This is a genomic window from Synechococcus sp. CBW1107 (genome assembly GCF_015841355.1).
GTDB lineage: Bacteria > Cyanobacteriota > Cyanobacteriia > PCC-6307 > Cyanobiaceae > Regnicoccus_A.
Window position 1 is genome coordinate 2638466 of sequence record NZ_CP064908.1, and the last position, 24288, is coordinate 2662753.

At 66.8% G+C, this 24288-nt stretch carries 27 protein-coding genes and 1 tRNA gene; 8 read left to right on the forward strand and 20 right to left on the reverse strand.

Features of this window, described 5'->3' with window-relative positions; genetic code table 11:
* The first annotated feature begins 32 nt into the window (after positions 1 to 32).
* Positions 33 to 485: a hypothetical protein gene (locus tag I1E95_RS13835; protein ID WP_370594594.1), complete on the forward strand. Its 453-nt coding sequence runs from the start codon at positions 33 to 35 to the stop codon at positions 483 to 485.
* Positions 486 to 504: 19 nt separating this feature from the next.
* Here I1E95_RS13835 and I1E95_RS13840 read toward each other — a convergent pair whose 3' ends face one another.
* The 3 genes from I1E95_RS13840 to ilvA are packed head-to-tail and all read right to left on the reverse strand — an operon-like array spanning position 505 to position 2985.
* Positions 505 to 795 (reverse strand): YggT family protein, encoded by a 291-nt coding sequence (locus I1E95_RS13840; RefSeq protein ID WP_197163158.1) that lies wholly within the window; start codon positions 793 to 795, stop codon positions 505 to 507.
* A gap of 30 nt (positions 796 to 825) precedes the next feature.
* On the reverse strand, positions 826 to 1368 hold the full coding sequence (gene scpB / locus I1E95_RS13845) for an SMC-Scp complex subunit ScpB (protein ID WP_197163166.1): 543 nt from the start codon (positions 1366 to 1368) through the stop codon (positions 826 to 828).
* Positions 1369 to 1422: 54 nt separating this feature from the next.
* A complete protein-coding gene (ilvA, locus tag I1E95_RS13850; protein WP_197163168.1) occupies positions 1423 to 2985 on the reverse strand; it encodes a threonine ammonia-lyase, biosynthetic in 1563 nt (520 codons plus the stop codon).
* A 106-nt stretch (positions 2986 to 3091) separates the two neighbouring features.
* Here ilvA and dxs point away from each other — a divergent pair, with 106 nt between their 5' ends.
* On the forward strand, positions 3092 to 5005 hold the full coding sequence (dxs, locus tag I1E95_RS13855) for a 1-deoxy-D-xylulose-5-phosphate synthase (RefSeq protein WP_197163170.1): 1914 nt from the start codon (positions 3092 to 3094) through the stop codon (positions 5003 to 5005).
* A gap of 160 nt (positions 5006 to 5165) precedes the next feature.
* Here the strand turns inward: dxs and psaK are convergent, their stop codons facing one another.
* The 4 genes from psaK to I1E95_RS13875 all read right to left on the reverse strand — a co-directional run bounded on the left by psaK (position 5166) and on the right by I1E95_RS13875 (position 6492).
* Entirely contained in the window at positions 5166 to 5423 is a 258-nt protein-coding gene (gene psaK, locus I1E95_RS13860) for a photosystem I reaction center subunit PsaK (RefSeq protein WP_185464612.1), read from the reverse strand.
* Positions 5424 to 5492: 69 nt separating this feature from the next.
* On the reverse strand, positions 5493 to 5894 hold the full coding sequence (locus tag I1E95_RS13865) for a DUF3593 domain-containing protein (protein ID WP_322781699.1): 402 nt from the start codon (positions 5892 to 5894) through the stop codon (positions 5493 to 5495).
* Entirely contained in the window at positions 5891 to 6190 is a 300-nt protein-coding gene (locus tag I1E95_RS13870) for a DUF2499 domain-containing protein (RefSeq protein ID WP_197163172.1), read from the reverse strand. The genes I1E95_RS13865 and I1E95_RS13870 overlap by 4 nt, the downstream gene beginning before the upstream one ends.
* A gap of 158 nt (positions 6191 to 6348) precedes the next feature.
* Positions 6349 to 6492, reverse strand: a complete 144-nt coding sequence (locus I1E95_RS13875; protein ID WP_006171518.1) for a chlorophyll a/b-binding protein — start codon at positions 6490 to 6492, stop codon at positions 6349 to 6351.
* A 141-nt stretch (positions 6493 to 6633) separates the two neighbouring features.
* On the opposite strand from I1E95_RS13875, the gene csaB reads away from it, so the two are divergent.
* Complete coding sequence (gene csaB, locus I1E95_RS13880; protein WP_197163174.1) at positions 6634 to 7692, forward strand: polysaccharide pyruvyl transferase CsaB; 1059 nt, start codon at positions 6634 to 6636, stop codon at positions 7690 to 7692.
* 7 nt (positions 7693 to 7699) lie between these two features.
* Here the strand turns inward: csaB and I1E95_RS13885 are convergent, their stop codons facing one another.
* The 9 genes from I1E95_RS13885 to I1E95_RS13925 all read right to left on the reverse strand — a co-directional run bounded on the left by I1E95_RS13885 (position 7700) and on the right by I1E95_RS13925 (position 15415).
* Positions 7700 to 8533, reverse strand: a complete 834-nt coding sequence (locus I1E95_RS13885; protein WP_231594650.1) for a mechanosensitive ion channel family protein — start codon at positions 8531 to 8533, stop codon at positions 7700 to 7702.
* Positions 8534 to 8618: 85 nt separating this feature from the next.
* Complete coding sequence (locus tag I1E95_RS13890; protein WP_197163176.1) at positions 8619 to 9197, reverse strand: peroxiredoxin; 579 nt, start codon at positions 9195 to 9197, stop codon at positions 8619 to 8621.
* 23 nt (positions 9198 to 9220) lie between these two features.
* On the reverse strand, positions 9221 to 9457 hold the full coding sequence (gene rpmB, locus I1E95_RS13895) for a 50S ribosomal protein L28 (protein WP_006171515.1): 237 nt from the start codon (positions 9455 to 9457) through the stop codon (positions 9221 to 9223).
* Between the two features lie 118 nt (positions 9458 to 9575).
* Complete coding sequence (locus I1E95_RS13900) at positions 9576 to 10481, reverse strand: metallophosphoesterase (protein ID WP_197163177.1); 906 nt, start codon at positions 10479 to 10481, stop codon at positions 9576 to 9578.
* A 114-nt stretch (positions 10482 to 10595) separates the two neighbouring features.
* Positions 10596 to 12491: a molecular chaperone HtpG gene (htpG, locus tag I1E95_RS13905; RefSeq protein ID WP_197163179.1), complete on the reverse strand. Its 1896-nt coding sequence runs from the start codon at positions 12489 to 12491 to the stop codon at positions 10596 to 10598.
* Between the two features lie 133 nt (positions 12492 to 12624).
* Entirely contained in the window at positions 12625 to 12849 is a 225-nt protein-coding gene (locus I1E95_RS13910) for a ferredoxin family protein (RefSeq protein ID WP_197163181.1), read from the reverse strand.
* 83 nt (positions 12850 to 12932) lie between these two features.
* A complete protein-coding gene (locus tag I1E95_RS13915; RefSeq protein ID WP_197163183.1) occupies positions 12933 to 14108 on the reverse strand; it encodes an ATP phosphoribosyltransferase regulatory subunit in 1176 nt (391 codons plus the stop codon).
* Between the two features lie 54 nt (positions 14109 to 14162).
* On the reverse strand, positions 14163 to 15047 hold the full coding sequence (locus I1E95_RS13920; RefSeq protein WP_197163185.1) for an inositol monophosphatase family protein: 885 nt from the start codon (positions 15045 to 15047) through the stop codon (positions 14163 to 14165).
* Entirely contained in the window at positions 15047 to 15415 is a 369-nt protein-coding gene (locus I1E95_RS13925; RefSeq protein ID WP_197163187.1) for a 2Fe-2S iron-sulfur cluster-binding protein, read from the reverse strand. Before I1E95_RS13925 ends, I1E95_RS13920 begins: the two co-directional genes overlap by 1 nt.
* 61 nt (positions 15416 to 15476) lie before the next feature.
* On the opposite strand from I1E95_RS13925, the gene I1E95_RS13930 reads away from it, so the two are divergent.
* Positions 15477 to 15563, forward strand: a tRNA-Ser gene (locus I1E95_RS13930).
* Between the two features lie 215 nt (positions 15564 to 15778).
* On the opposite strand, the gene pstB is transcribed toward I1E95_RS13930, so the two are convergent.
* From pstB to pstC, 3 genes are read right to left on the reverse strand one after another with little or no spacing between them, the layout of a single operon-like run.
* Positions 15779 to 16597, reverse strand: a complete 819-nt coding sequence (gene pstB, locus I1E95_RS13935) for a phosphate ABC transporter ATP-binding protein PstB (RefSeq protein ID WP_197163189.1) — start codon at positions 16595 to 16597, stop codon at positions 15779 to 15781.
* A 43-nt stretch (positions 16598 to 16640) separates the two neighbouring features.
* On the reverse strand, positions 16641 to 17534 hold the full coding sequence (gene pstA / locus I1E95_RS13940; protein WP_197163191.1) for a phosphate ABC transporter permease PstA: 894 nt from the start codon (positions 17532 to 17534) through the stop codon (positions 16641 to 16643).
* A 10-nt stretch (positions 17535 to 17544) separates the two neighbouring features.
* The gene (pstC, locus tag I1E95_RS13945; RefSeq protein WP_197163193.1) at positions 17545 to 18507 is read right to left on the reverse strand and encodes a phosphate ABC transporter permease subunit PstC; all 963 of its coding nucleotides are present in this window, start codon (positions 18505 to 18507) and stop codon (positions 17545 to 17547) included.
* Between the two features lie 185 nt (positions 18508 to 18692).
* Between pstC and dnaK the strand changes: the two genes are divergently transcribed.
* The 4 genes from dnaK to murQ are packed head-to-tail and all read left to right on the forward strand — an operon-like array spanning position 18693 to position 23283.
* Positions 18693 to 20906 carry a molecular chaperone DnaK gene (dnaK, locus tag I1E95_RS13950; protein ID WP_197163202.1) on the forward strand — a complete coding sequence of 738 codons (2214 nt, stop codon included), beginning with the start codon at positions 18693 to 18695 and terminating at the stop codon, positions 20904 to 20906.
* Between the two features lie 5 nt (positions 20907 to 20911).
* Positions 20912 to 21853: a DnaJ domain-containing protein gene (locus I1E95_RS13955; protein ID WP_197163212.1), complete on the forward strand. Its 942-nt coding sequence runs from the start codon at positions 20912 to 20914 to the stop codon at positions 21851 to 21853.
* Between the two features lie 60 nt (positions 21854 to 21913).
* A complete protein-coding gene (locus I1E95_RS13960) occupies positions 21914 to 22330 on the forward strand; it encodes a DUF3110 domain-containing protein (RefSeq protein WP_197163214.1) in 417 nt (138 codons plus the stop codon).
* A complete protein-coding gene (gene murQ, locus I1E95_RS13965) occupies positions 22327 to 23283 on the forward strand; it encodes an N-acetylmuramic acid 6-phosphate etherase (RefSeq protein WP_197163216.1) in 957 nt (318 codons plus the stop codon). The genes I1E95_RS13960 and murQ overlap by 4 nt, the downstream gene beginning before the upstream one ends.
* Here murQ and mtnP read toward each other — a convergent pair.
* Positions 23271 to 24218 (reverse strand): S-methyl-5'-thioadenosine phosphorylase, encoded by a 948-nt coding sequence (gene mtnP, locus I1E95_RS13970; protein ID WP_197163223.1) that lies wholly within the window; start codon positions 24216 to 24218, stop codon positions 23271 to 23273. The two genes, murQ and mtnP, sit on opposite strands and share 13 nt — an antisense overlap.
* Between the last annotated feature and the right edge of the window lie 70 nt (positions 24219 to 24288).

Genomic DNA, 24288 nt, shown 5'->3' on the forward strand with positions numbered 1-24288 from the left:
CGTCCTGGAGGTGTCTTCCCAGGGTGCTGGCCCTGCTGCTGGCCTTGCTGCTGCTGGTGGCTCCCGCTGCGCCCGCCTGGGCTCTGGATCTGGCCGTGACGGACATCAGCCTGGAGCCCTGTCCGGTGGATGATCCCGGCTCCCAGCCGGAGCTGAAGCGCCCGAGCGGGGCCAGTTGCTATGCCCTGCGCGGAACGGTGACCAATCCCCGCTCCCAGCCGGTGATCGACACCGATCTGTTCGCCGTGATCAGTGATCGCAGCGGTGAACCGGTGCTGCATAACCGCACCCGGGTGGGCTCGATCGGGGACGTGCCCCCGGGGGAGTCGAGCTTCGCCCTGCGGCTAGCGGTGCCGGCCGGTACCCCAGGGCCGCTGCAGGTCAGCCATGCCAAGGCCAGAGGCTTCAACGCCCCGGTGCGGGTGCGGGCCGGGGCCGACGACGAGCTCCTGCCGCTGGAGCAGGCCCTGCTCGACCCCCTCTGACCGGCTTCAGCTCAGCCCCTCAGTAGCCGAACCCCCCCATCAGGGATCCGCTGAGGTTGCCCAGCAGCCCCTGAACCAGGCTCAGGGAGATGAAGGCAATGATCGCCGAAAGGTCCAGGCCACCCAGGGGGGGGATGAGGCCGCGAAAGGCGTTGAGGTAGGGATCGGTGATGGAGCTCACCGTGCTCAGCACCGGGTTGCTCCAGTCGAGGTTGGGGAACCAGCTCAGCAGCACCCTCACCAGCAGCACCAGGCTGTAGATGCTGAGGGTCTGTGCCAGCACAGCCAGGATCTGGCTCAGGATCATCATGGGCAAAGCCTGAAGCAACTCGATCCGACTCTATGCAGCTGTGTTGCCCTTCGCTTGCCCGGCCGGCGAGGGGGACGCTTCGGGCACCTGGGTGACGGCGAAGGTCCGGTGGAACTTGTCGCTGAGGCTGATCCAGTACGAACGGCCATCGCTCTGGCGCCGCCGCTCGATGAAGTCCTGGGCCAGCAGTTCCTTGATGTGGTCGTAGGCGCCCGATCCACGCAGCTCCACCAGGTCCGACTGCAGGATCCGGCGCTTGAGGGCCACGGTGGCCAGGGTTCGCAGGGTGGCGGTGGAGAGGTCCACCGGCAGCAGCGTCTGCACCAGATCGGCGTGGCTTTCACGCAGCTGCAGACTGAAGCGCTGGCCGTCCTGGCGGATTTCCAGGGCCGTGTCCCGGTGGGCGTAGTCGGCCATCAGGGTGATCAGCGCCAGCTCGACCGCGTCGCGCTCGATCGGCTCACTCAGGCCGACGGAGGCGATCTCGGCCAGCTCGGCGAGGCTGAGGGGCCGGCCCTTGAGGTACAGAATCGCCTCGAGCCTGGCCGGCAGGGATAGGGAAGCGCTGGACATGCTCTCAGCCGGCCCATCGTCGGGCGCAGAGTACCGCAGCTGATCAGGGCAGGCTCAGGCCAGCGCCGGCACAGGCTGGCTGGCCGGGCCGAGGAACAGCCGGTACGCCGGGTTCTGGGTCTCGTCCCAGTGGCGGTAACCCAGGCCTGAGAGAAAGAGCTCCCAGGCGCCGGAATCCTGCTCCTCCACCTGCACCCCCACCACGATGCGACCCACGTCGGCCCCCTGGTTGCGGTAGTGGAAGATGCTGATCGACCAGTTGGGGTGCAGGGCGTTGACAAAGGCCATCAGCGCGCCCGGCCGCTCGGGAAACTCGAAGCGGTAGAGCAGCTCCCGCGGCGGCTCGGCTCCGGCGTGGCAGGCCGCTTCGGGCAGGCGCCCACCCACCATGTGGCGCAGGTGCAGCTTGGCCAGTTCATTGCTGCTGAGGTCGAGGCACGGGAAGCCGCCGGCGCCCAGCTGGCTGATCAGGGCCTCCGTGTCGCGATGCCCGTCGATCTGCACTCCCAGGAAAATGTGCGCCAGGCGGTGATCCGCCATCCGGTAGCTGAATTCGGTCAGGCTGCGGGAGCCCAGCAGCTCGCAGAGCTGGCGCAGGCTGCCCGGACGTTCGGGGATCTCCACCGCCAGCATCGCTTCACGCTCCTCCCCCAGCTCGGCCCGCTCGGCCACGAAGCGCAGGCGATCGAAATTCATGTTGGCGCCGCAGGCCACGGCCACCAGGGTTCGCTGTTTCAGACCTCGTCGCTGCACGTCGGCCTTCATGCCGGCCACCGCCAGAGCACCGGCCGGCTCGAGGATCGAACGGGTGTCCTCGAAGACGTCCTTGATCGCCGCGCAGATCTCATCGGTGTCCACCGTGACCATGGCATCCACATAGCGCTGGGCCAGGGCAAAGGTGTGCACCCCCACCTGGCGCACGGCCACCCCATCGGCGAACAGACCCACCTGCTCGAGGCTCACCCGCCGGCCCGCCGCCAGGGAGCGTGTCATGGCATCGGCATCCACCGGTTCGACACCGATCACCTCCACCTGGGGCCAGACGTTCTTGATGAAGGCGGCGATGCCGGCGATCAGCCCACCGCCGCCCACCGCCACATAGATGGCATCGGGGGGAGCCGAGCACTGGCGGAGGATTTCGAGGCCCACGGTCCCCTGGCCGGCGATCACTTCCGGATCGTCGAAGGGATGGATGAAGGTGAGGCCCCGCTCCTCCTCCAGCACCCTGGCCTGCTGGCATGCCTCGTCGTAGGTGTCACCGTGCAGGATCACTTCGGCACCGCGGGCGGCCACGGCCCCCACCTTCATCGCGGGTGTGGTGAGCGGCATGACGATCACCGCGTGGCAGCCCAGCCTCTCGGCCGCCAGGGCCACGCCCTGGGCGTGGTTGCCGGCGCTGGCGGCGATCACCCCACGCTCCAGTTCCGCCGGCGTCAGCTGGGCCATGCGGTTGTAGGCCCCGCGCAGCTTGAAGGAAAACACGGGCTGGAGGTCCTCGCGCTTGAGCAGCACCGTGTTGCCGAGCCGCCGCGACAGGTTGGGAGCCTCATCCAGTGGCGACTCGATCGCCACGTCGTAGACCCGCGCGCGCAGGATGCGCTGCAGTGTGTCGTCCATGCCTCCAGTGTGCCGGGCAGGAGAGCGGGCGGCTTCCGAAAGGTGACCGTTGCCCCCATTCCTCCGAAGGCAGGTCCTAGATTGAATTCTCAGATCTGATCAGGGTATGCATCTCAGCGAGCTGAGCCATCCCAACCAGTTGCATGGCCTCAGCATCGGCGAGCTTGAAGCCATAGCTCGTCAGATCCGTGAGAAGCATCTGGAGGTGGTGTCCACCAGCGGAGGTCATCTCGGCCCTGGATTGGGCGTGGTTGAACTCACCCTGGCCCTCTACCAGACTCTCGACCTGGAAACGGACCGGGTGGTCTGGGACGTGGGCCACCAGGCCTATCCCCACAAACTGGTCACGGGCCGCTACCACCAGTTCCACACCCTGCGCCAGCAGGGCGGGGTGGCCGGATATCTCAAGAGGAGTGAGTGCCGCTTCGATCACTTCGGCGCAGGTCATGCCTCCACCAGCATTTCGGCGGCCCTGGGCATGGCCCTGGCCCGCGACCGCCGCGGCGAGGACTACAAGTGCGTGGCCGTGATCGGTGATGGCGCCCTCACCGGAGGCATGGCGCTCGAAGCCATCAACCACGCCGGGCACCTTCCCAAGACCCCGCTGCTGGTGGTGCTGAACGACAACGACATGTCGATCTCGCCGCCGGTTGGAGCCCTCTCCACCTACCTCAACCGCATGCGGCTGAGTCCGCCGCTGCAGTTCCTCTCCGGCAGCGCCGAGGAGGCCTTCAAGCATCTGCCCTTCATGCACGGGGAACTGCCGCCCGAGCTGGAGCGGCTCAAGGAGAGCATGCGCCGCCTGGCGGTGCCCAAGGTGGGCGCCGTGTTCGAAGAGCTGGGCTTCACCTACATGGGGCCCATCGACGGCCACGACATCGCCGAGATGGTGCGGACGTTCACGGCCGCCCATCGCTGCGAGGGCCCCGTGCTGGTGCATGTGGCCACCACCAAGGGCAAGGGTTACCCCTATGCCGAGGCCGATCAGGTGGCCTACCACGCCCAGTCGGCCTTCGACCTCAAGACCGGCAAGGCCTTTCCCTCCAGCAAACCGAAGCCTCCCAGCTACAGCAAGGTCTTCGGACAGACCCTGGTGCGCATCTGCGAGCAGGACCCCACCGTGGTGGGCATCACGGCGGCCATGGCCACCGGCACCGGCCTCGATCTGCTGGAAAAGGCACTGCCCAACCAGTACTTCGATGTGGGCATCGCCGAGCAGCATGCCGTCACGATGGCGGCGGGCATGGCCACGGCGGGCCTCAAGCCGGTGGTGGCGATCTACAGCACCTTCCTGCAGCGTGCCTTCGACCAGCTCATTCACGACGTGGGCATCCAGAAGCTGCCGGTGACCTTCGTGCTCGACAGGGCCGGGATCGTGGGAGCCGATGGACCCACCCACCAGGGCCAGTACGACATCAGCTACCTGCGCGCTGTGCCGAATTTCACGGTGATGGCGCCCAAGGATGAGGCGGAGCTCCAGCGGATGCTGGTCACCTCGATCGGCCACGACGGTCCCTGCGCCATCCGTTTCCCCCGCGGCGAAGGCGAGGGTGTGCCCCTGATGGAGGAGGGCTGGGAGCCTCTGGAGATCGGCCAAGGCGAGCAGCTGGCCGATGGAGATGATCTGCTGATCGTGGCTTACGGCGCCATGGTGGCGCCGGCCATGGCCACGGCCGGCCTGCTTCAGGAGCAGGGCATCAGGGCGGCGGTCGTGAATGCCCGCTTCCTGCGTCCCCTCGATGAAAGCCTGATCCTGCCCCTGGCCCGCCGCATCGGCCGCGTGGTGACGATGGAGGAGGGCGCTCTGCCCGGTGGCTTCGGGGCCGCCGTGGTGGAAAGCCTCAACGACCACGAGGTGATGGTGCCCGTGTTCCGTATCGGCATCCCCGATCAGCTGGTGGACCACGCCAGCCCCGAGCAGAGCAAGAAGGCTCTCGGGCTGACACCACCCCAGATGGCCGATCGCATCCTGCAGCGCTTTGCCCTGCTGGGAATCCAGCGGCAGCCGGTGGCCGTCTGAGCTTGGCAGAGGTCCGAGTCTGGGGCTCGGAATCGGAAGCTCAGCACAACAGGCGGGTGTGCGGCCCGCCTGTTGTCGTTGGTCTGATGGTTGTTGATCGGGTCGCGGGTGCTGGTGGGCTCGGGCCTTTGACGTTCAGGCCCGAGCCTCGGCCCTGGATTCAGAGGACGCCGCGGGAGGCCAGACCCTGGATGGCGCCGATGCCGAAGATGTGACCCAGGCTGGTGGTGGCCAGCAGGGAGGCATGGCTGAGGCCACCGAAGAACTGGGCGTTGGGAAGCTGGGCACCTTCGGAGGGGTACTTGATGGTGGCCTTGCCGATGCCAATGGCGATCACGTTGCACACGATCATCACCAACGCCACCTTCGGCGACCAGGTCAGCGAGGCGGGCGCCATGGCGAGAAGAGGAGCGATCATGGTGGATCAAAAACTGACGCCCCATCCTGCGGGGGAACCGCGGGCTGTTCGCCGGCGCTTAAGACTTGTTCACTGCTCCGGTCCGTCGTCCAGGGTCATGGCATCGCTGTCAGCCTCCGGAGCCGATGGCTCACGGCCGCCACGGCTGAAGCCCCAGAGCACCAGCAGGTTGGCCAGCGTCAGGAAGGACTCCGCCCCCCCATGCAGGGCGTCCACATCGGCCAGCTTCCGGCCATAACGCTGCTCCGCCACCACTGAGGCGGCGATGGTGACCGCCACGAACACCAGGGTGAACTGGAAGCCGCGCAGGGCCAGGGGCGGGAAACGCCTGCTGGCCGAGGCCCAGCGCAGGAAGGCCAGATAGGGCAGCAGCGAGAGCACGAACAGGGGTCCGGGATCAACAGCCGCGAGGGAAGCCAGCCAGCCTCCGGACGGTGAGGCGGCGGCGATGGGCCCCAGGAGGGCAATCACGAGCGGCTCCTTTCGGGCAGCAGCGTCCACGCGGCTGCCGCCAGGGCCACATTTCCGAGCAGGGTGGTGCCGGCCTGGAACACCACCAGACCCTGAAGCTCCTCTGGATTGTCGAACAGGTGCCAGGTGCAGGCCGCCATGGCGCTGACCAGGGCCGGAAGCATGGCCAGGGCGATCCAGCGCCATTCGGTTTCGCCACGGCGCTCACCCCAGTGGATCACGGCTGCCATGGCCAGGATCCACTCCAGGACCGAGGCCACATGGATCCACCAGGTGGGCAGTGAAAGGGCATGCATGGCGCCCGGCACCCACGTGAACCAGCAATGTACGGAACCCAGGGCTCAGGTGGAGAGTGGGAGAGGCCTTGTTCCTCAGGGGTGCTGGACCTGGTCAGCCATGAAAAAACCCCGTCCGGACTGGCGGACGGGGTTGCGGGGATGCTGATCGTCGCAGGTCAGCCGAGGCCGATCTGGCCGAGGATGCCCTGGCCGGTGAGCAGTTCGGTGGCCAGGCCGATCACGAAGCCGAGCATGGCCAGACGGCCATTCCAGGTTTCAGCGAAGGAGACGAAGCCGAAGCGGGAATCGGAGCTGGACATTGCATGTGAAGCAGTGTTGCGAGAATTGTAACAGGAGGTAACCCGTCTTGTCATGGTCCTGGAGGCGGTCCCGGGTTCCCATGGCCCCTGGTGCATCGTCCCTGCTCCCGTAGCCTCCGTGCAGATCGAATCGGGTGTGCGGTGGCGCCAGCGCGGAAGGGGGTTCGACCGCTGCTCTGCGGCTACTACGGCGAGCACAACCTTGGCGACGACGCCCTGCTCGCCGCCCTTCTGGCCCAGCTGCCCGAGGGCTGCGATCCCCTCGTCACCGCCTTCGACCAGGGGGAGGTGCAGCAACGCCTGGGAGTGTGCACCTGTGCACGGCGGGATTTCGCGGCGGTTCGCCGGGCTCTCGATCGCTGTGATGCGCTTGTGCTCGGGGGCGGCAGTCTGCTCCAGGACGCCACCAGCTTCCGCAGTCTTCTCTATTACGCCGCGCTGATCATCTCGGCACGGCTGCAGGGCAAGCCCGTGCTGCTCTGGGGCCAGGGACTGGGGCCCCTGCGCCGGCGCCGCAGCCGCCTGCTGGTGCGCCGGCTCCTGACCCTGGTGCAGGACAGCAGCTGGCGTGATCCGGGCTCGGCAGCGCTGGCCGCTGCCTGGGGACGACCTGGCCAGCTCGGCAGTGACCCGGTCTGGTCATTGGCCACACGGCTCTGGCATGGGCATGGAGGTCCACTGGTGCTCTGCTGGCGTCCCACCCCGCTGCTGGAGGGCGAGCGCTGGAGGCCCCTGCTGGAGGCCCTCGATGCCGTGGCGGCCGCTGCGGATCGGGAGGTGATCTGGCTGCCGTTTCACCGGGACCAGGACCGAGGATTGCTCCTGGAACTGGATCGCCAGGGGCTGGTCCCCCGGCGGCTGGCCCTGCGCAGCCGCGAGCAGCTGGTGGCCACTCCCGAGGCGGCGATGGAGATCTTCAGCGGCGCCAGCCTGGTGCTCTCGATGCGGTTGCACGGACTGATCGTGGCGGCCCTGGCGGGTGCCCCCCTGGTGGCCCTCAGCTACGACCCGAAGGTGCGAGCCGCCGCCCAGGCGCTGGACTGCCCCTGCCTTGATCTGGAGCATCTCCAGGACGCCCGCGCCCTGCAGCAGGAGTGGCTTGAGCAGTTGGAGAAGCCCCCCCAGCCGCAGGTGGTGGAGGTGCTGCGAGAGGACAGCCGCGTGCATCGTGAGCTGCTGAGGCGCTGGCTCGGTCGCTGAGCGAGGCTCAGTTCACACCCGCCGTCGTCGCGGCAGTGGTTCCTGGGGCTGCCATGGCCACGGGAATGCGAGGCACGGGGAAGCCGTTCGCCCCGAGCACGTCCACAATCATGCGGTTGGTGTCGAAATAGACCTGCCAGTAATGGGCGGTGTGGGTGTAGGGCCGCACGGCCAGCTTCGGTCCGCGCTCGGTGAATTCCAGCACCTCCACATCGCCGGCCATGCCCTCGAACTGATTGGGAACCTTGGCCAGACCTGCCTTGAGCAGGGTGATCGCCTTGCCCACATCGGCGCTGTTGTCGAGCTGGGCCACCAGTTCCACCCGGCGGTACTCGTGCACGGAATAGTTCTGGATGGTGTCGCCGAACAGCTTGCCGTTGGGCACGATGTTGCGCACGTTGTCGGGGGCCAGCAGGGAGGTCACGAACATGCCGATCTCCTCCACGGTTCCGGTGACACCTGCGGCTGTGATGAAATCACCCACGCTGAACGGCCGGAACACCTGAAGGAACACCCCGGCGGCGAAGTTGCCGAGCATGCCGCTCCAGGCTGCCCCGATCGCCACGCCGGCGCCGGCCAAAAGGGCGGCGAAACTCGCCGTCTCGATGCCGAAGAACCCGAGAATGGCCACCACCAGGATCACCCTCAGCACAGCGGCGAGGATGTTCAGCAGGTAGGAGATCACCGTGGCGTCAAGGGTGCTGCGGCGCAGGCCACCCCTGATCAGCTTTAGGGCGAACTGGATCAACCAGCCACCGACGATCCAGAGGGCGACGGCCCCCACCAACTTGAACAGGAAGGGAACGATCGTGGAGGCGATCAGATCAGCGATGACCGGCACGGAACTCAGAAACAGGCCTGCTCACCATCGGCGCTGATCGGACCGACGTCAACAACGCTGTCGGCAAGCACAAACCTGCCGCGGCTCAGGCCTGCAGACGGTTGAGCTCCTCGAGCACCTCGTGGCTGTGACCCAGGGGGCGCACCGCCACCCAGCGGGCCCGCAGCACCCCGTCAGGGTCGATCAGAAAGGTGTGCCGCTGGGAGAACGGTGCCAGCCAGGATCCATAGCGCTGACTCACGGTCCCGCCGGGATCGGAGAGCAGGGGAAAGACCAGTCCTTCGCTGTCGCAGAAGGAGGCGTGCTCGGCGACATCATCAGCGCTGATGCCCACCACCTCGGCACCGAGTTGATGAAACTGCTGGAGGTTCCGCTGAAATCCACTGGCCTCCAGGGTGCAGCCGCTGGTGAAGTCCTTGGGATAGAAGTAAAGCGCCAGCCAACGGCCCTCGAAGTCGTGAAGCCCCAGAGTGCCGGAGTCATCCAGGCCGGGGCCGAATCCAGGCAACAGAAAATCCGGCGCGGGCTGGTCGAGCGCAGGCAGGGTTCCTCCGAGGGCGTCAGCCTTTCCGGGCCGGCCCAGGAGGGGAGCTATAACTGCGGGAACCACCAGAGCGGCGGCGACGTGAACGAGCGCTCCCTCGAGGAGTTGGCGGCGATTCACAACGACGGAGCTCTGAGGGATTTTCAGAGTTTGGCCAGGTTGACGCCCAGTTCGCGAGCGTAGGCATCGAGGCCCTTTTTCTGGATGGTGCGCAGGGTGCGGGTGGCGACCCGCAGCTTCACCCAGCGGTTGCCTTCAGCCCACCAGAGGCGGCGTTCCTGGAGGTTCACCTGCTGGAGTTTCTTGGTGCGCACGTGGGAATGGCTGACAGCCATGCCGTTGTTGGCGCGCTTGCCGGTGAGCTGACAAACCCGGGACATGGAAGCAACCGATACGCAGGGAACGGGCAGCCACCAGAGGGCTGGATGGTGCCAAGAGGACATCTTAACAAAGGGCTGGCCGTTTCTCAGCTGATTCAGGTTGGGGGATCGTCAGCGGTCAGGGCTTGATCAGCTGGCCAGCGGGGTTGATCGTCGCCCGATCGATGGCCTTCCCGTTGGAATCCCAGGCTTGAATCAACAGCCGGTCCCTGCTGGCTGTGAGCTCGGCGAAGCTGTGGACGCTGATGGCGCGGGCGCTGCTGGGGCCAGGGGTGACAGCGCGCAGGTAGGCGCCGCCACCGCCCACCACCAGATAGGTGGTGCCGTTGATCGGCTTGCTGCGCTCGTAGTTGTGCTCGTGGCCGTTGATGTAGAGCTGCACCCCGAACTGTCGAAACACGGGGGCCAGTCGATTCCTGGCGACGACGTCGTCGCCGTAGTGCCCGGAGGACTGGATCGGATGATGAGCCACCACCACCTTCCAGGGGGCCTTGCTGGCGGCAAGGGCCCGTTTCAGCCAGGGAAGCTGGCGTCCCCAGTCGGCGTTGACGTTGGAGTCGAGCATGAAGAACTCCACCGGCCCCCTGGCCAGGGTGTACCAGCGTCCCTTCATCCCGAAGGGGCGATAGGCGATCTGGGGATCGCCATTGGCCGTGCGGATGTCGTGGTTGCCCAGCACGGCATGGAAGGGCACGCCGGCTTCCAGGAGGGCTTTGTAGGGGATTGTGAACTTGTCGTTCACCTGGCTGATGTCGCCCTTGGGATAGATGTTGTCGCCGCCGAGCACCACCAGATCCACCGGTCGGGCGCGATGGACGGCCGCCATGGCCCTGCCGACCGCCCTCTGGGCCTCGTTGCCGCCGCCGGTGTCGGCCACGGCCAGCCAGTGCAGGCGACCGCCTTCAGCCCCGGCGGGCCCTGAGGCCTCGGAGAAGGTCGGCTGCTCCAGCAGCACGGCTCCCGCCAGAGCGGCGCCGAACAGAACCCCCATCATCCGGCGTCGGCTGACACGCCTGGAATCCATGGGCGGGGATGGGGTGACGGTGACTCACGCTACCCGTCAGACCCGACCCGTGACCTCTCAGCCCGGGTCTGCTCGGATGGTCGGCAAGTGGCTGGCTGAGGCGGCCCCAGCGGCTCAGAGGCCCCTCTCCATCAGCCGTCCCATCAGATCAGCGCTGCGCTGCTGGAACCCGGCCAGCTGGTTGGGCTCGAGGCCCCCCACCGCCAGGCGTGCCAGTTCATAGATGTGGCAACTGAGCTCCTGGGCCAGCTGCTGGCTGGGGGAGCTGGTGCCCGCACCCGTGAGCACAGCGCCACTGGAGAGTTTCTGCAGGCCTTCCACCAGGGGGTGACGGCGGTTGACCACCAGCACATGGTGGTCGGGCAGTCCGGGCAGGCGCTGCTCCATCAGGGCGCCGATGTCGTTGAGGCGGCGCATCTGCTCCGGCAGCAGAATCAGGGCCGCCGGGGTGTTCTCCCCCTTGAGCGCCTGGACCTGGATGGTCACCTTCTCGTTGCCCAGAGCACCCCGGAACAGCTCGCGCAACTTCTCGGAACTGTCGGTTCCGTCTGCATCGCTCAGGCTGCTCTCCTGCTCCTGGATGCTGGCGTCGAGTTCGGCGTCCACCCGCTGGAATTTCAGCTCGTCGTGGCGGTCCTCCAGCCAGGGGATGAACTGGGCATCGATCAGGGTGTCGGCCAGGAGCACCTCCTTCCCCTGCCCCCGCCAGAGGGCCAGCGGCCCGGCCTGGGCGGCTTCATCGGTGCAGTACAGGACGCGCTGCTGCTCATCGCTGCCCTGGAGGCGGCTGCGGTAGCCGGAGAGCGTGGTGTAGGCCTTGTCACCAATGGCGATCGGGTCGGACTCCGCCGCCGCAGCGGTGGTGCCGAACAGGATGAGCTCGGCTACCTGATCGGCGAACTTCTCGTCTTCCATCGCGCCGATCTTGATGAAAGGGGCGATCCCCTCCCAGATCTCGGCATACCGGGCTGGCTCATCGCGGTGCAGCTCCTTGAGCCGGTCCCCCACCTTCTTGGCCACGAAGCCGCCGATCGAGCGCACCCGGCGATCCGTCTGCAGAGCGCTGCGGCTCACGTTGAGCGGGATGTCGGGAGAATCGATCACGCCCCTCAGGGGCAGCAGGTAGCGGGGAACCACCTCCTTGATCGAGTCGGAAACGAAGACCTGGTTGCAGTAGAGGCGGATCTCGCCCTTCTCCCAGTCGGACCGGCCGGTGATCCTGGGGAAGTAGAGGATGCCCTGAAGGGTGTAAGGGTAATCGGTGTTGAGGTGCACCCAGAGCAACGGGTCGCCCTGGAAGGGATAGAGATAGCGGTAGAGGGCGATGTAATCGTCGTCGCTGAGATCCCGCGGGCTCTTGCGCCAGGGCGCCTCCCGCTTGTTCACCGTTTCCCCCTCCAGCTGCACCTGCACCGGCAGGAAGTCGCAGTAGGTGGTGATCAGCGAGCGGATGCGGGCCGGTTCGATGTATTCCAGCTCCTCCTCCTGCAGGTGCAGGATCACATCGGTGCCTGGCTCGGAGCGTTCTCCAGATTCCAGGCTGAAGTTGGGGGAGCCGTCGCAGCTCCAGCGCACAGGCTGGGCTCCGGGAGTCGCGCTGAGGCTGATCAGCTCCACCCGGGCCGCCACCATGAAGCTGGAGTAGAAGCCGAGGCCGAAATGGCCGATGATGGCGTCGTCTTCACGCTTGTACTTCTCGAGGAAGTCCTCGGCGCTGGAGAAGGCCACCTGGTTGATGTAGCGCTTCACTTCATCGGCGGTCATGCCGATGCCGTTATCACTGATGGTGAGAGTTTTGGCCTCACGGTCGATCTTGATGCCCACCAGCCCTTCCGGACCTTCGCTGCAGTCGCCAGCCATGGCCGCCATGCGGCGCTTGCTGATGGCATCCACCCCGTTGCTGACCAGCTCCCTGAGAAACACCTCATGGCCGGAATAGACAGCCTTTTTGATGATCGGGAAGATGTTTTCGGTGTGGATCTGAATCTGACCCTGTTCCAGCACCGTCATGATTCCGTCAGCTTGTAAGGACTTGCGCTTGACCCTAGGCTCAGCCGTTAACCGGGCTCAAGCCGCGGCGGGGAGGGGTGACCGAACCTCACGGGCCCTGCTCTGACGTTTTGGTCTGCTGGCAAGCCGACCGCTACGCGCTGCGCTGCAGATCGGCTCGCTCCTCAGGCAGGATCGCGCCGCTCACCGGGCAGACCTGCAGGCAGATGCCGCAGTCGATGCAGGTGTCGAAATTGATCCAATAAAAGGATGTGCCCTTGGCGTTGGCTCCCTGGCCGGGGTGGATGCAGGCCACGGGGCAGGCATCGACGCAATCGGCCACTCCCTCACAGATGTCAGTGACGATGCTGTGGGCCATGGCTGCGGAGTCCTGCGATACCTGATCCTAGAAATCCACCCCCTCTGGCTGAGGCGCCTGATGGCGGTGGGCCGGGCCTGGGTTCAGGGGAGCCACTCCAGGGCTGAGCAGCCCCGGCGCTGGGCAGCCGCTTCAGCCTCAGTCCGGCTGGGACAGGGGTCGGGGAGCAGTTCGGCACTCTGGCCCTGGCCGTGCAGGCGGGAGAGGACCTCCAGGGCGGCGGCCAGGCTGGAGCACGGGCCGTGGGCCACCAGCACCGGCCGGCCGGCCGGGTCGCGGGCACCGGGTCTGAGCAGCAGGTCGCGGATGTTCTCGATCGAGAAACCGAATCCCACACCGGCAGCCTCAGCGATCTCGGCTCCGAAACGGCCCACCAGGGCGTCGTAACGGCCGCCGCTGGCGATCTCCACCGGCGCCTCGGCTCCCAGGCAGACCAGCTTGAGCACGATCCCGTCGTAGAGGTCGAAGTGAGGCTGGAAACTGGGATCCAGCTGCAGGCCGATGCCCAGGCGGTCAGCCGTGGGGGCCACGATCTCGAGGGATCCCGCCAGCTCATCGAGCAGAGAGCACTCCCCGAGATGACGGCGCAGCTGGCTGAGCACAGCCGCCGGTTCCCCGCGCAGACGCATCAGCTCCTGGAGCCGGTCGATCTGGACCTGGGGCAGGGGCAGGCGGGCGATCGCCAGGGGATCGAAACCGGAAAGAGCCTGGCGCGCGCTGGAGCGATGGGCGGAGGGCAGCTCATCGAGCAGGGCGGAGAGCACGCCGTGGTGGCCCACCAGCAGCCTGGGCTGATGGCTCGCCTGCAGACCCAGGGTCTCGCTGCAGGCCAGCAGCAGGGCCATGAGTTCGGCGTCCGCCGCTGCGGAGCTCACCCCCAGCAGCTCCACGCCGCTCTGGAGCCGCTCGCTCAGGCGCTGGCCTCCGCTGTCCCCGGTGAAGGTGCGGAAGGTGCTGCCCTCCGCCCACAGCCGCAGTGGACGGGGGCGATCCGCCAGGCGGGTGCAGGCGGCCCGGGCGATCGAGGCAGTCAGCTCGGGCCGCAGTCCCAGCGGTTCCTCTGCGGTGAGGCGCGCCACCTCCCGCTCGGCGATGCCGCCGCCGGCCTCAAGGGTGTCAAGCCGCTCCACCATCGGCGGCGCCACCTCCTGGTAGCCCCACAGCCGGTAGACCTCCGCCAGCCGCTGGCAGAGCTGGCGGTTGCGGTCCACCTGGCGGGGGTGCAGATCCCTGGCGCCGGCGGCGGGTTGCAGGGCCATGGGGGCGGAGGGGCTGGAGGACGGGAGACGCTGGATCCTATGGAGCGGTTGGAGCTAGAGGTCGAGCTCCGGAGCCCCGAACAGGTGGCCGGGCAGTGGGCGGCAGTGAGCGAGGCCCTCGATCAGGGCCGCCTGCAGACCTGGTGTGCAGGCGATCAGCCGTCCCTCGGCCAGGGTGGCCGGACTGCCGTCGTAGCGACTGACCACACCGCCTGCCTGCTCCACGAGCGCCACCCCCGCGGCCAGATCCCAGGGGGAGAGGCCCCGCTCCCAGTAGCCATCCAGCCGGCCTGCGGCCACGAAGGCCAGATCCACCGCCGCCGCCCCGCCGCGCCGCACGCCGCGGCTGCGATGGGTGAACCAGCAGAACTCGGTGTAGTTGGTGTCGGGCTGGGTCTGGCGGTCGTAGGCGAAGCCCGTGACCAGCAGCGAAGCGGCAAGGTCGTTGCAGCCACTCACCCGCAGCGGACGGTCGTTGCACCAGGCCCCCAGGCCAGGGGCCGCCCAGTAGAGCTCCTCGAGCGCCGGCACGCTGATGGCCCCCAGCAACGGTGCACCCTTCCAGGTGAGGCCGATCGAGGTGGCGAAGAAGGGATAGCTGTGGGCGTAGTTGGTGGTGCCATCGAGGGGATCCACGCACCATTCCAGCTGCGAGCCGGTGCTGCGGCGTCCGCTTTCCTCCGCCAGCACGCCCAGCTCCGGTGTGCGGGCTTCGAGCACGGTCAGCACCGCCTGTTCCGCCGCCAGATCGGCCTCGGTGACCAGATCTCCGGAGCGGCCCTTTTCGCGGATCGACTCGAGCTGGCCGAAGTGGTGCGTCAGCACCTTCGCGCCGGCGGCGGCGGCGTCCCGGGCCACGTCCACCAGCCGTTCAACCTCGGAGGGCGTCAGGGCTGAATCCAGCAGTGCCTGTCCGGAGAGGCTTGGCACGGGCTCCATCACTCGTCCTCCAGGGGCAGGCCTGGCGTCACCCGACCCCGGCCGAAATAGCGCCCGAACTGAAGCTCATAGACCTCGTCCTCGTCCTGGGTCTCCACCTCCAGGGGGCCAGTGGCCCGGGCCACGCAGAGCAGGCCGTACCCCCGCCGCCGCAGATCCTGGGAGAGGCCCAGGGCCTCCTGCTGATCGATCTCACCGGAGATGACGCGCACGGCACAGGTGGTGCAGCAGCCGTTGCGGCAGCTGAAGGGCAGTGGCTGCCCCTGGGCCTCGAAACTGCGCAGGATGTACTCCCCTTCGGGGACCTCCAATCGGATCAGCCGTTGTTCCTGCCGCCAGTGCACCGTGATCGGGAAGCGTCGTGTCATCGGATGGAATTGGAGCCTCTGGGCTGACTGCTACATTGCCATCTGCCCCATGACAGCCGCTGGAGAGGTGGCCGAGTGGTCGAAGGCGCAGCACTGGAAATGCTGTATAGGGGCAACTCTATCGAGGGTTCGAATCCCTCCCTCTCCGCTTCCAACCATCGAGCCGGCTCCTGCAGCCGGCTTTTTTATGCGCGGTAGGTTCTGATTCGCCTGTGATCGACAGCGATTGCTGAGTGGCGCCGTAGAGCTGGACCGGTGGCAGGACCAGACCACCGGCCTGCAGGTCGGAGTGCGACATCCTCCAGTCACGCTGAGGATTCCCTGGTTCCAGGCCGTTGGCCCGACTGAGTGCCCAGTGGGGCGTCAGCCGAAGCGACCGGTGACGTAATCCTGGGTGGCCTGCTGCACCGGGGCGTTGAAGATTCGCTCGGTATCGTTGAACTCCACCAGATAACCCACCTTGCCGCTGCCACCTTCCACGGCTTCGGCGTTGAAGAATGCTGTGTAGTCCGACACCCGCACGGCCTGCTGCATGTTGTGGGTGACGATCACGATGGTGAAGCTCTTCTTGAGCTCATGCATCATCTCCTCGATCTTGAGCGTGGAGATCGGGTCAAGTGCCGAGCAGGGTTCATCCATCAGGATCACTTCCGGCTCAACGGCAATGGCGCGGGCGATGCAGAGCCGCTGCTGCTGGCCGCCGGAGAGGGCATTGCCACTCTCCTTCAGCTTGTCTTTGGTTTCATCCCAGATGGCGGCCTTGCGCAGGGAGCGCTCCACCAGTTCATCCATGTCTCCCTTGTAGCCGTTGATCCTGGCCCCGAAGGCGATGTTCTCGTAGATGCTCTTGGGGAAGGGGTTGGGTTTCTGGAACACCATGCCGATGCGACGCCGCACTTCCACCGGATCCACCTCCCGGGCATACATGTCCTGACCGTCGAAGACCACGCGACCACGCAGGCTGCAGCCCTCGATCAGATCGTTCATGCGGTTGAGGGACCGCAGGACGGTTGATTTGCCGCAGCCGGAGGGGCCGATGAAGGCCGTCACCCGATTGCGGGGGATGTCCATGTAGACATCGCGCACGGCTTCGAAGCTGCCGTAGCTGATGGTGACGTTCTCCAGGCTGAGGCAGCTCGGCAAGGTGGAGCTGGTGCTGGGTGCATTCAGGGTGCTGGTCATGGCTGGGTGAGGAGCAGTGGTGGTGTAATCCGGACGATGGGAGCTAGCTGGAGGCGAACCGACGAATCCAGCGGGCAAGCAGATTGGCGCCAAGAATGAGGATCACGAGTACAAACGACGCGGCCCAGGCCAGAGAGTTCTGCGCTTCGTAGGGCATGATCGCGAAGTTGAAGATCAACACCGACATCGAGGCGATCGGGTTGAACAGACCCTCGGGCCAGAAGGGTGAGAACAGGGCGGTGAAGATCAGGGGCGCCGTTTCACCGGCAGCCCGGGCGATGGCCAGCACAACCCCTGTGGCGATCGGAGTGAACGCGCTGGGCAGAGTGATGCGTGTGATCGTCACGAACTTCGAGGCACCGACACCGATCGCTCCCCAGCTCAGTTCCTGGGGCACCAGCTTCAGGCCTTCATCGGTGGTTTTGATCACCGTCGGCAGCATCAGCACAGCCAGGGCGATGCCACCGGCAGCGGCGGAATACGACTGGCCGAAGAACAGCCGGGTAGCCACGATCGCGCTGTACACGAACACGCCGCAGATGATCGAGGGCACTCCGGCGAGGATGTCGTTGCCGACGCGGATGAACTGGGCGAACCAACCATTGCTGGCGTATTCCGCCAGGTAGACGCCTCCGCCCACACCCACGGGAATGGCAATCAGGGAAGCCACCAGGGTGACCACGAAGGTGCCGATGATGGCGTTGGCGATGCCGCCACCGTCCAGGCCCGGGGCCGGAGGAAGCTGGGTGAAGAGACTGACGCTGATCAGCTTGCCCCCCTGGATGAGCACGTAGACCAGCACCAGCACGAGAGGGAGAACCGCGATCAGGCTGAACAGCCCGGCGATGAAGGTGAAGAGCCTGTCGGTGCGGTTGCGCCTCAGCCCCGGATTGAAGTGAAGCGAGCGTGCTGCACGGGCTGGTGTGGCCAGAGTCATGGTGGGTTGCTCAGTTGTAACTCAGGCTGAACTTGCGAACGATCCATTGGGCAAGGATGTTCACGGCAAAGGTGAGCAGCATCAGAATGAGGGCTGCATAAAGAAGGGCCGAAACCTGTATGCCATCGGCCTCGCCGAACTGATTGGCCAGCATGGCGGAGATGGTGTTTCCGGGAGCCAGCAGCGACCAGCTGAAGTTCATCGAGTTGCCGATGATCATGGTCACGGCCATGGTTTCTCCCATGGCACGGCCCAGCGCCAGCATCACGCCGCCGATGATCGAGGAGATGGCTGCCGGCAGGATCACATTGAAGATGGCGATCCAGCGGGTGCTGCCCACCCCGTAGGCCCCCTGGCGCAGCTCCTGAGGCACCTGATTGAGGGCATCCCGGGAAATGGCGGTGATGATCGGCAGGATCATCACCACCAGAATCAGCACTGCTGGAGCCATACCGGGACCCTTGGGGGCCGTTGAGAACAGGGGAAACCAGCCGAGGCTCCTGTACAGGAAATTGAGGAATGGCCTGAGCAGGGGCTCCATCACGAAGATGGCCCAGAGACCCAGGACCACCGAGGGGATCGCCGCCAGCAGTTCCACCATCACGCCGATCAGCTCGCGCCAGGTGCGTGGAATCAGATTTTCGGTGATGAAGATGGCGGTTCCGACTCCCAGCGGCACGGCAATGACCAGCGCCAGCAGAGACGAAACAATGGTGCCGTAGATCGCCGTGAAGGCTCCGTACTGGCTGTTGACCGGATCCCAGCCCGAGGTGATCAGAAAGGACAGGCCGAAGGTGCCCATCGCCTCCCTGGCCCCGCTGAACACCGTCAGGAAGATGCCGAGCAGCACCACGGCCACGAGGGAGGCCAGCACAATCGTGAGCAGCTTGAATCCGCCATCGATCGTGCGTTCGGCCCAGGGGCGGTTGCGCAGGGTGAACTGATCCTGGCCCGATTCAGATCGGATCACCATGGAGCTACGGACGAGAAGACGAGTAGCCCGTGCAGGCTGCCCACTGTAAGAACCTAGATTGTGAACCAGGCTCGCGACCACTAAGAACGCCTTAACACCGTCACAGATCGAGCGGTCCAGGAGGCAGCCACGCCTGCGGCTTCTGGCCGGGAAGCCGGTAGTTTGGGGCTTCGCTTTGGGGATGCATGGGCCGGATCGTTGGCATTGACCTGGGCACCACCAATTCGGTGGTGGCGGTGCTGGAGGGCGGTCGGCCCCAGGTGATCGCCAATGCCGAAGGAGGCCGTACCACCCCGTCGGTGGTGGGCTTCAGCCGTGATCAGGAGTTGCTGGTGGGCCAGCTCGCCCGCCGCCAGCTGGTGCTCAATCCCCGCAACACCTTCGCCAATCTCAAGCGTTTCGTCGGCCGCAGCTGGGACGAACTGGACGACGCCAGCCTGGCCGTGCCCTACACGGTTCGGGCCAATGACCAGGGCAACGTCCGCATCGTCTGCCCTGCCACCGAACGGGAATATGCCCCCGAGGAGCTGCTCGCCAGCATTCTGCGCAAACTCGTCGACGACGCCGCCACCTATCTGGGCGAGGCTGTGGAAGCGGCGGTGATCACCGTGCCCGCTTATTTCAATGATGCTCAGCGTCAGGCCACCCGTGACGCCGGCCGCCTGGCGGGGCTCACGGTGGAGCGGATCCTGAATGAACCCACGGCCGCCGCCCTGGCCTACGGCTTTGATCGCAGTGCGGTCAAGCGGGTGCTGGTGTTCGACCTGGGCGGCGGCACCTTCGATGTGTCGGTGCTGCGGATCGCCAATGGCGTCTTCGACGTGAAGGCCACCAGCGGCGACACCCAGCTGGGGGGCAATGACTGGGACCTGCGGATCGTCGACTGGCTGGCGGAAGCCTTCGAGGCCCGCCATCAGATCGATCTGCGCCGGGATCGTCAGGCTCTGCAACGGCTGAGCGAGGCGGCTGAAAAGGCCAAGCAGGAGCTCTCCGGCGTGACCACCACCCCGATTTCGCTGCCGTTCATCGCCACGGGCCCCGAGGGCCCCCTGCACATCGAGACCAGCCTGGAGCGGCGCACCTTCGAGTCCCTCTGCCCCGATCTGCTCGATCGCCTGATGCGTCCCGTGCAGCGGGCCCTGCGCGATTCCGGTCTCACGGCCGAGGACATCGATGACGTGGTGCTGGTTGGCGGCAGCACCCGCATGCCGATGGTGCAGGAGATGGTGCGCACCCTGATTCCACGGGAACCCTGCCAGTCGGTCAATCCCGATGAGGTGGTGGCCATCGGTGCGGCGGTGCAGGCCGGAATCCTCACCGGCGATCTGCGTGATCTGATGCTCAACGACGTCACGCCCCTCTCCCTGGGTCTGGAGACGATCGGTGGGGTGATGAAGGTGCTGATCCCCCGCAACACGCCCATCCCCGTCCGCCGCTCGGATGTGTTCAGTACCTCCGAGGCGAATCAGTCGGCGGTGGAGATCCACGTGCTTCAGGGTGAGCGCCAGATGGCCGCTGACAACAAGTCACTGGGTCGTTTCCGCCTCTCCGGAATTCCACCCGCGCCGCGCGGGGTTCCCCAGGTACAGGTCTCGCTCGACATCGACGCCAACGGCCTGCTGCAGGTGTCCGCCACCGACCGCACCACCGGTCGTCAGCAGAGCGTCAGCATTCAGGGTGGATCCAACCTGAGTGAACAGGAGATTCAGGCGTTGCTGGAGGAGGCCCAGCGCAAGTCCGCCGAAGACCGGCGCAAGCGGGTGGCTGTGGACCGGCTCAACCGGGCCCAGACCCTGGTGGCCCAGGCGGAGCGCCGTCTGAGGGATGCCGCCCTCGAGCTCGGTCCTTACGGTGCGGAGAGGCAGCAGCGCTCCGTGGAGATGGCCCTGCGCGAGGTCCAGGTCCTGCTCGACGATTCCGACCCGGCTGAGCTCGATCTGTCAGTCAGTCAGTTGCAGGAGGCCCTCTACGGTCTCAATCGCCGTCTGATCAGCGAACGCAAGACCGAATCCGGCCCGCTGCAGGGGCTCAAGAACACCCTCGGCTCGATCAAGGACGACCTCTTCTCCGACGAGGACGACTGGGATGAGTGGGACCGTTCTCGCCCCGGCCCCTCGGAGCGCTGGGGAGGGGATCCCTGGGCGCCCCCCTCCCGGTATGGCGGCTATCAGGAGGAGGGTTACTCCTCCTATGAAACCCCACGGCTCGAGCGCTCCAGGCTCGAACCTCCTCTCCGGGAGCCTCCTTTCCGGGAGCCTCCTTTCCGGGAGCCCTCAGGACCTGATCGCTACGAACCGGCGGCCGGTCGGGCCCCCTCACCCTCCCGTCGCCGTGGAGGTGACTGGCCCTCCGAGGGGCGCGCTCGCCCCAGGGCCGACGATCCCTGGGCAGAGGACTGAAGACCGTGAACCGGAGTCCCACCCCCGCGGTCGGCGAGGACCACTGGGCGGTTCTCGGGCTGAGCCCGGGGGCCGACGCCGCGGCACTCAAGCGCGGCTTTCGCGCCCAGGCGCGCCGGTGGCACCCGGACCTCAACGGCAATGATCCGGTGGCCGAGGAGCGCTTCAAGCGGGTCAACGAGGCCTATGCCGTGCTCTCGGATCCACGCCGTCGCCAGGCCTGGGAAACCGGGCGGGATCCCGGATCGCTGAGGCCCGAGCGCGACGATCCCTTCGCCAGGGGTTTCCCCGAATTCGACGACTATCTCGACGCCCTGTTCGGTCGACAGTCCCGTTCGGATGAACCCGGGGAGACTGAGCCCGATCTCGAGCAGGAGCGGCCCCAACCCTCCGGACCTCGGGAGGATCCAGGGGTGGAGGTGACCCACGCCCCGCCTCCACCACCGCCGGTGCAGGCCGCCAGCGACCTGGAGACGGTGGTGGATCTGAGCCCCGAGCAGGCCCTCGCCGGCACCCGCCTGGAGCTTGAGCTTCCCGGTGGCCTGGCGGTGGAGCTCTGGACACCGCCCCTGGCCGGAGATGGCTGGCGCCTGCGCCTGGCAGGGGTCGCCCCGGGCGGAGCCGACCATTTCCTGCAGCTGCGGGTACGCCGTCCCGATGGTCTGCGCATCGACGGACTGCGGGTGCTCTACGACCTGGAGCTGTCCCCAGCCGAAGCGGCCCTGGGCTGCAAGGTGGTGGTGCCCACCCTCGAGGGGCGGGTGCAGCTCACGGTGCCGCCCTGCTCCTCCAGTGGCCGGCTGCTGCGGCTGCGGCGTCTCGGCCTCAGCCAGGGGGAGCAGCGGGGCGATCAGCTGGTGGAACTGCGCATCGTGCTGCCCGAGCAGCTCAGCGATGCCGAAGTGGCGCTCTACAGACGCCTGGAGGAATTGTCCCGCGATCGCTGAGAGGCTCCCGGTCCGGGCGACAATCAATGGGACACTGAGCGGCTGGGATTGGTTCGGTTCATGCCCGTCCATGTGCTGCTGTTCGAAGCCGGCACCGACAACGAAGGCATTCACTCCCTGGAGCTGAATGGCCGCACCGTCGTGCTGCTGTTCGAGGAACGGGACGATGCCGAGCGCTACGCGGGTCTGCTCGAGGCCCAGGATTTCCCCGTCCCCAGCGTCGAGGCGATCGAGCGGGAGGAGATGGAGCTGTTCTGCGGCCAGGCGGGTTACGAGGCCCGCTTCGTGCCGTCCGGCTTCCTGCCCAGCTCCCCCGAGGAGCGGCTGCTGATTGCCCCGCCGGAGCGGAACATGGATCTGACCCACTGGAAGGATGAGCTCGCCCGCTCCGCGGCTCCCCTCGACAGTGGCGATGAGAGCAGTCCCGAACGTGCCGAACTCGAAGCCTTCCGACGCCGTCTGGAGGGCCTGCTGTGAGGCCCTCGGAACCGGGCGCTGCCCCGGCTGGATCCGCCGCCCCCGACCGGGGTCATCTGCTCACCGAGCAGGCCAACCCCGCCAGCGCCAGCCTCGATCAGCTCAGCTCCAGCGAACTGGTGGATCTGTTCTGCCGGGAAGATGAGAAGGCTCTGCTGGCGACGGAGGCGGCGGCCCCAGCCCTGGCTGAGGCCGTCGAGGCCATCAGCGATTGCCTGCGCTCCGGTGGCCGCTTGTTCTACCTCGGTGCCGGTACGTCCGGACGCCTTGGCGTCCTCGATGCCGCTGAGTGTCCCCCCACCTTCTGCACCCCCCCCGAGCTGGTTCAGGGGGTGCTGGCCGGAGGCGCGCCCGCACTGCTGCGCAGTTCCGAAGGACTCGAGGATCTGCGCGAAGCCGGCCGCCATGATCTGATCGAGCGGGGTTTCTCATCCGCCGACGCCTTGGTGGGCATCGCCGCCGGTGGCACCACCCCCTACGTGCTCGGCGGCCTCGAGCATGCCCGTTCCCTGGGTGCCCTGGCGATCGCCATGGCCTGCGTCCCGACCGAGCAGGCACCGATGCCCTGCGCCATCGACATCCGGCTGGTCACCGGGGCGGAGCTGCTCACCGGCTCCACGCGCCTCAAGGCGGGCACGGCCACCAAGATGGCCCTGAACATCATCTCCACCGGCGTGATGGTGCGGCTGGGCAAGGTGTACGGCAACCGCATGGTGGATGTGGCTGTCACCAACAGCAAGCTGGAAGACCGCGCCCTGCGCATCCTCAGGGACCTGGCCGGCGTGGAGCGGGAGCGGGGCTATGAGCTGCTCGCCGCCGCCGGCGGCTCGGTCAAGCGGGCCCTGCTGATGGCCGCCGCCGGGTTGAGTGCCGAGCAGGCCGATCAGGCCCTGAGCGCTCACGATGGCCAGGTGCGACAGGCCCTGGAGCAGCTCGGGGCTCAGCTGGCCTGAACGGCTGAGGCTGTCTCGAAGGGCCCCCAGTAGGGGGAGGTGAAGAGATCGAGCTTGCGGCGGGTGTCAGCCGGCACCTGCTCCTTCGGGGTCATCAGGGCATCCCGCAGGGCGCTGTGGGAGCTGCTGAGCGGCCTCTGCGCATCGATCCGCTCCGCCGCCACCATCACGATCTGCTGCGCCAGGGCCGCGTTGGCGTGCAGGTTCTCGATCACCAGATCCACGGTCACCGAGGCGTGATCCCCGTGCCAGCAGTCGTAGTCGGTGACCATGGCCAGGGTGGCGTAGGCCATCTCGGCCTCCCGGGCCAGACGGGCCTCGCTGTGGTTGGTCATGCCGATCACCGAGCAGCCCCAGCTGCGGTAGAGGTTCGATTCGGCGCGGGTCGAGAAGGCAGGACCCTCCATGCAGAGATAGGTGCCGTGGCGGTGCAGCTGGCGTCCCGCCGGCATCAGGCTTTCAGCCACGTCCGCCAGAAGTCGGCTGAGGCTCGGGCAGAACGGATCGGCGATGCCCACATGCGCGACGGCGCCGCCGCCGAAGAAGCTCACGGGTCTGGCGTGGGTGCGGTCGATGAACTGATCCGGCACCACCATGTCGAGGGGCCGCAGCGGATCCTGCAGCGATCCCACGGCCGAGCAGGAGAGGATCCAGCGCACGCCCAGCGAGCGCAGGGCCCAGAGGTTGGCCCGGTACGGCACTTCCGTGGGCAGGTGGTTGTGGTGGCGGCCATGGCGAGCGAGAAACACCACGTCCAGTCCGCCGATCCTTCCCAGGCGCAGGCTGTCTGACGGAGGCCCGTAGGGGGTGTCCACCGTGAGTTCACGGACGTCCTCGAGGCCTTCGATGGCATAGAGCCCGCTGCCACCGAGGACCCCCAGACGTGCACGGCTGAGGTCGAGGCCCTGGCTCGTGGCAGCGGCGTTGGGGCTCATGGGCTTGACCGACTGTGGGGAAAGCCCCGTTCAGGACCGGGGTCTGTTCTACCCGAGAATCGATACAGTC

Coding starts and splice junctions, on each gene's coding strand:
- I1E95_RS13840 (WP_197163158.1), bottom strand. CDS start 795: ATGATGATCCTGAGCCAGATCCTGGCTGTGCTGGCACAGACCCTCAGC.
- scpB (WP_197163166.1), bottom strand. CDS start 1,368: ATGTCCAGCGCTTCCCTATCCCTGCCGGCCAGGCTCGAGGCGATTCTG.
- ilvA (WP_197163168.1), bottom strand. CDS start 2,985: ATGGACGACACACTGCAGCGCATCCTGCGCGCGCGGGTCTACGACGTG.
- dxs (WP_197163170.1), top strand. CDS start 3,092: ATGCATCTCAGCGAGCTGAGCCATCCCAACCAGTTGCATGGCCTCAGC.
- psaK (WP_185464612.1), bottom strand. CDS start 5,423: ATGATCGCTCCTCTTCTCGCCATGGCGCCCGCCTCGCTGACCTGGTCG.
- I1E95_RS13870 (WP_197163172.1), bottom strand. CDS start 6,190: ATGCATGCCCTTTCACTGCCCACCTGGTGGATCCATGTGGCCTCGGTC.
- I1E95_RS13875 (WP_006171518.1), bottom strand. CDS start 6,492: ATGTCCAGCTCCGATTCCCGCTTCGGCTTCGTCTCCTTCGCTGAAACC.
- rpmB (WP_006171515.1), bottom strand. CDS start 9,457: ATGTCCCGGGTTTGTCAGCTCACCGGCAAGCGCGCCAACAACGGCATG.
- I1E95_RS13900 (WP_197163177.1), bottom strand. CDS start 10,481: ATGGATTCCAGGCGTGTCAGCCGACGCCGGATGATGGGGGTTCTGTTC.
- htpG (WP_197163179.1), bottom strand. CDS start 12,491: ATGACGGTGCTGGAACAGGGTCAGATTCAGATCCACACCGAAAACATC.
- I1E95_RS13910 (WP_197163181.1), bottom strand. CDS start 12,849: ATGGCCCACAGCATCGTCACTGACATCTGTGAGGGAGTGGCCGATTGC.
- I1E95_RS13915 (WP_197163183.1), bottom strand. CDS start 14,108: ATGGCCCTGCAACCCGCCGCCGGCGCCAGGGATCTGCACCCCCGCCAG.
- I1E95_RS13920 (WP_197163185.1), bottom strand. CDS start 15,047: ATGGAGCCCGTGCCAAGCCTCTCCGGACAGGCACTGCTGGATTCAGCC.
- I1E95_RS13925 (WP_197163187.1), bottom strand. CDS start 15,415: ATGACACGACGCTTCCCGATCACGGTGCACTGGCGGCAGGAACAACGG.
- pstB (WP_197163189.1), bottom strand. CDS start 16,597: ATGACCAGCACCCTGAATGCACCCAGCACCAGCTCCACCTTGCCGAGC.
- pstA (WP_197163191.1), bottom strand. CDS start 17,534: ATGACTCTGGCCACACCAGCCCGTGCAGCACGCTCGCTTCACTTCAAT.
- pstC (WP_197163193.1), bottom strand. CDS start 18,507: ATGGTGATCCGATCTGAATCGGGCCAGGATCAGTTCACCCTGCGCAAC.
- dnaK (WP_197163202.1), top strand. CDS start 18,693: ATGGGCCGGATCGTTGGCATTGACCTGGGCACCACCAATTCGGTGGTG.
- I1E95_RS13960 (WP_197163214.1), top strand. CDS start 21,914: ATGCCCGTCCATGTGCTGCTGTTCGAAGCCGGCACCGACAACGAAGGC.
- mtnP (WP_197163223.1), bottom strand. CDS start 24,218: ATGAGCCCCAACGCCGCTGCCACGAGCCAGGGCCTCGACCTCAGCCGT.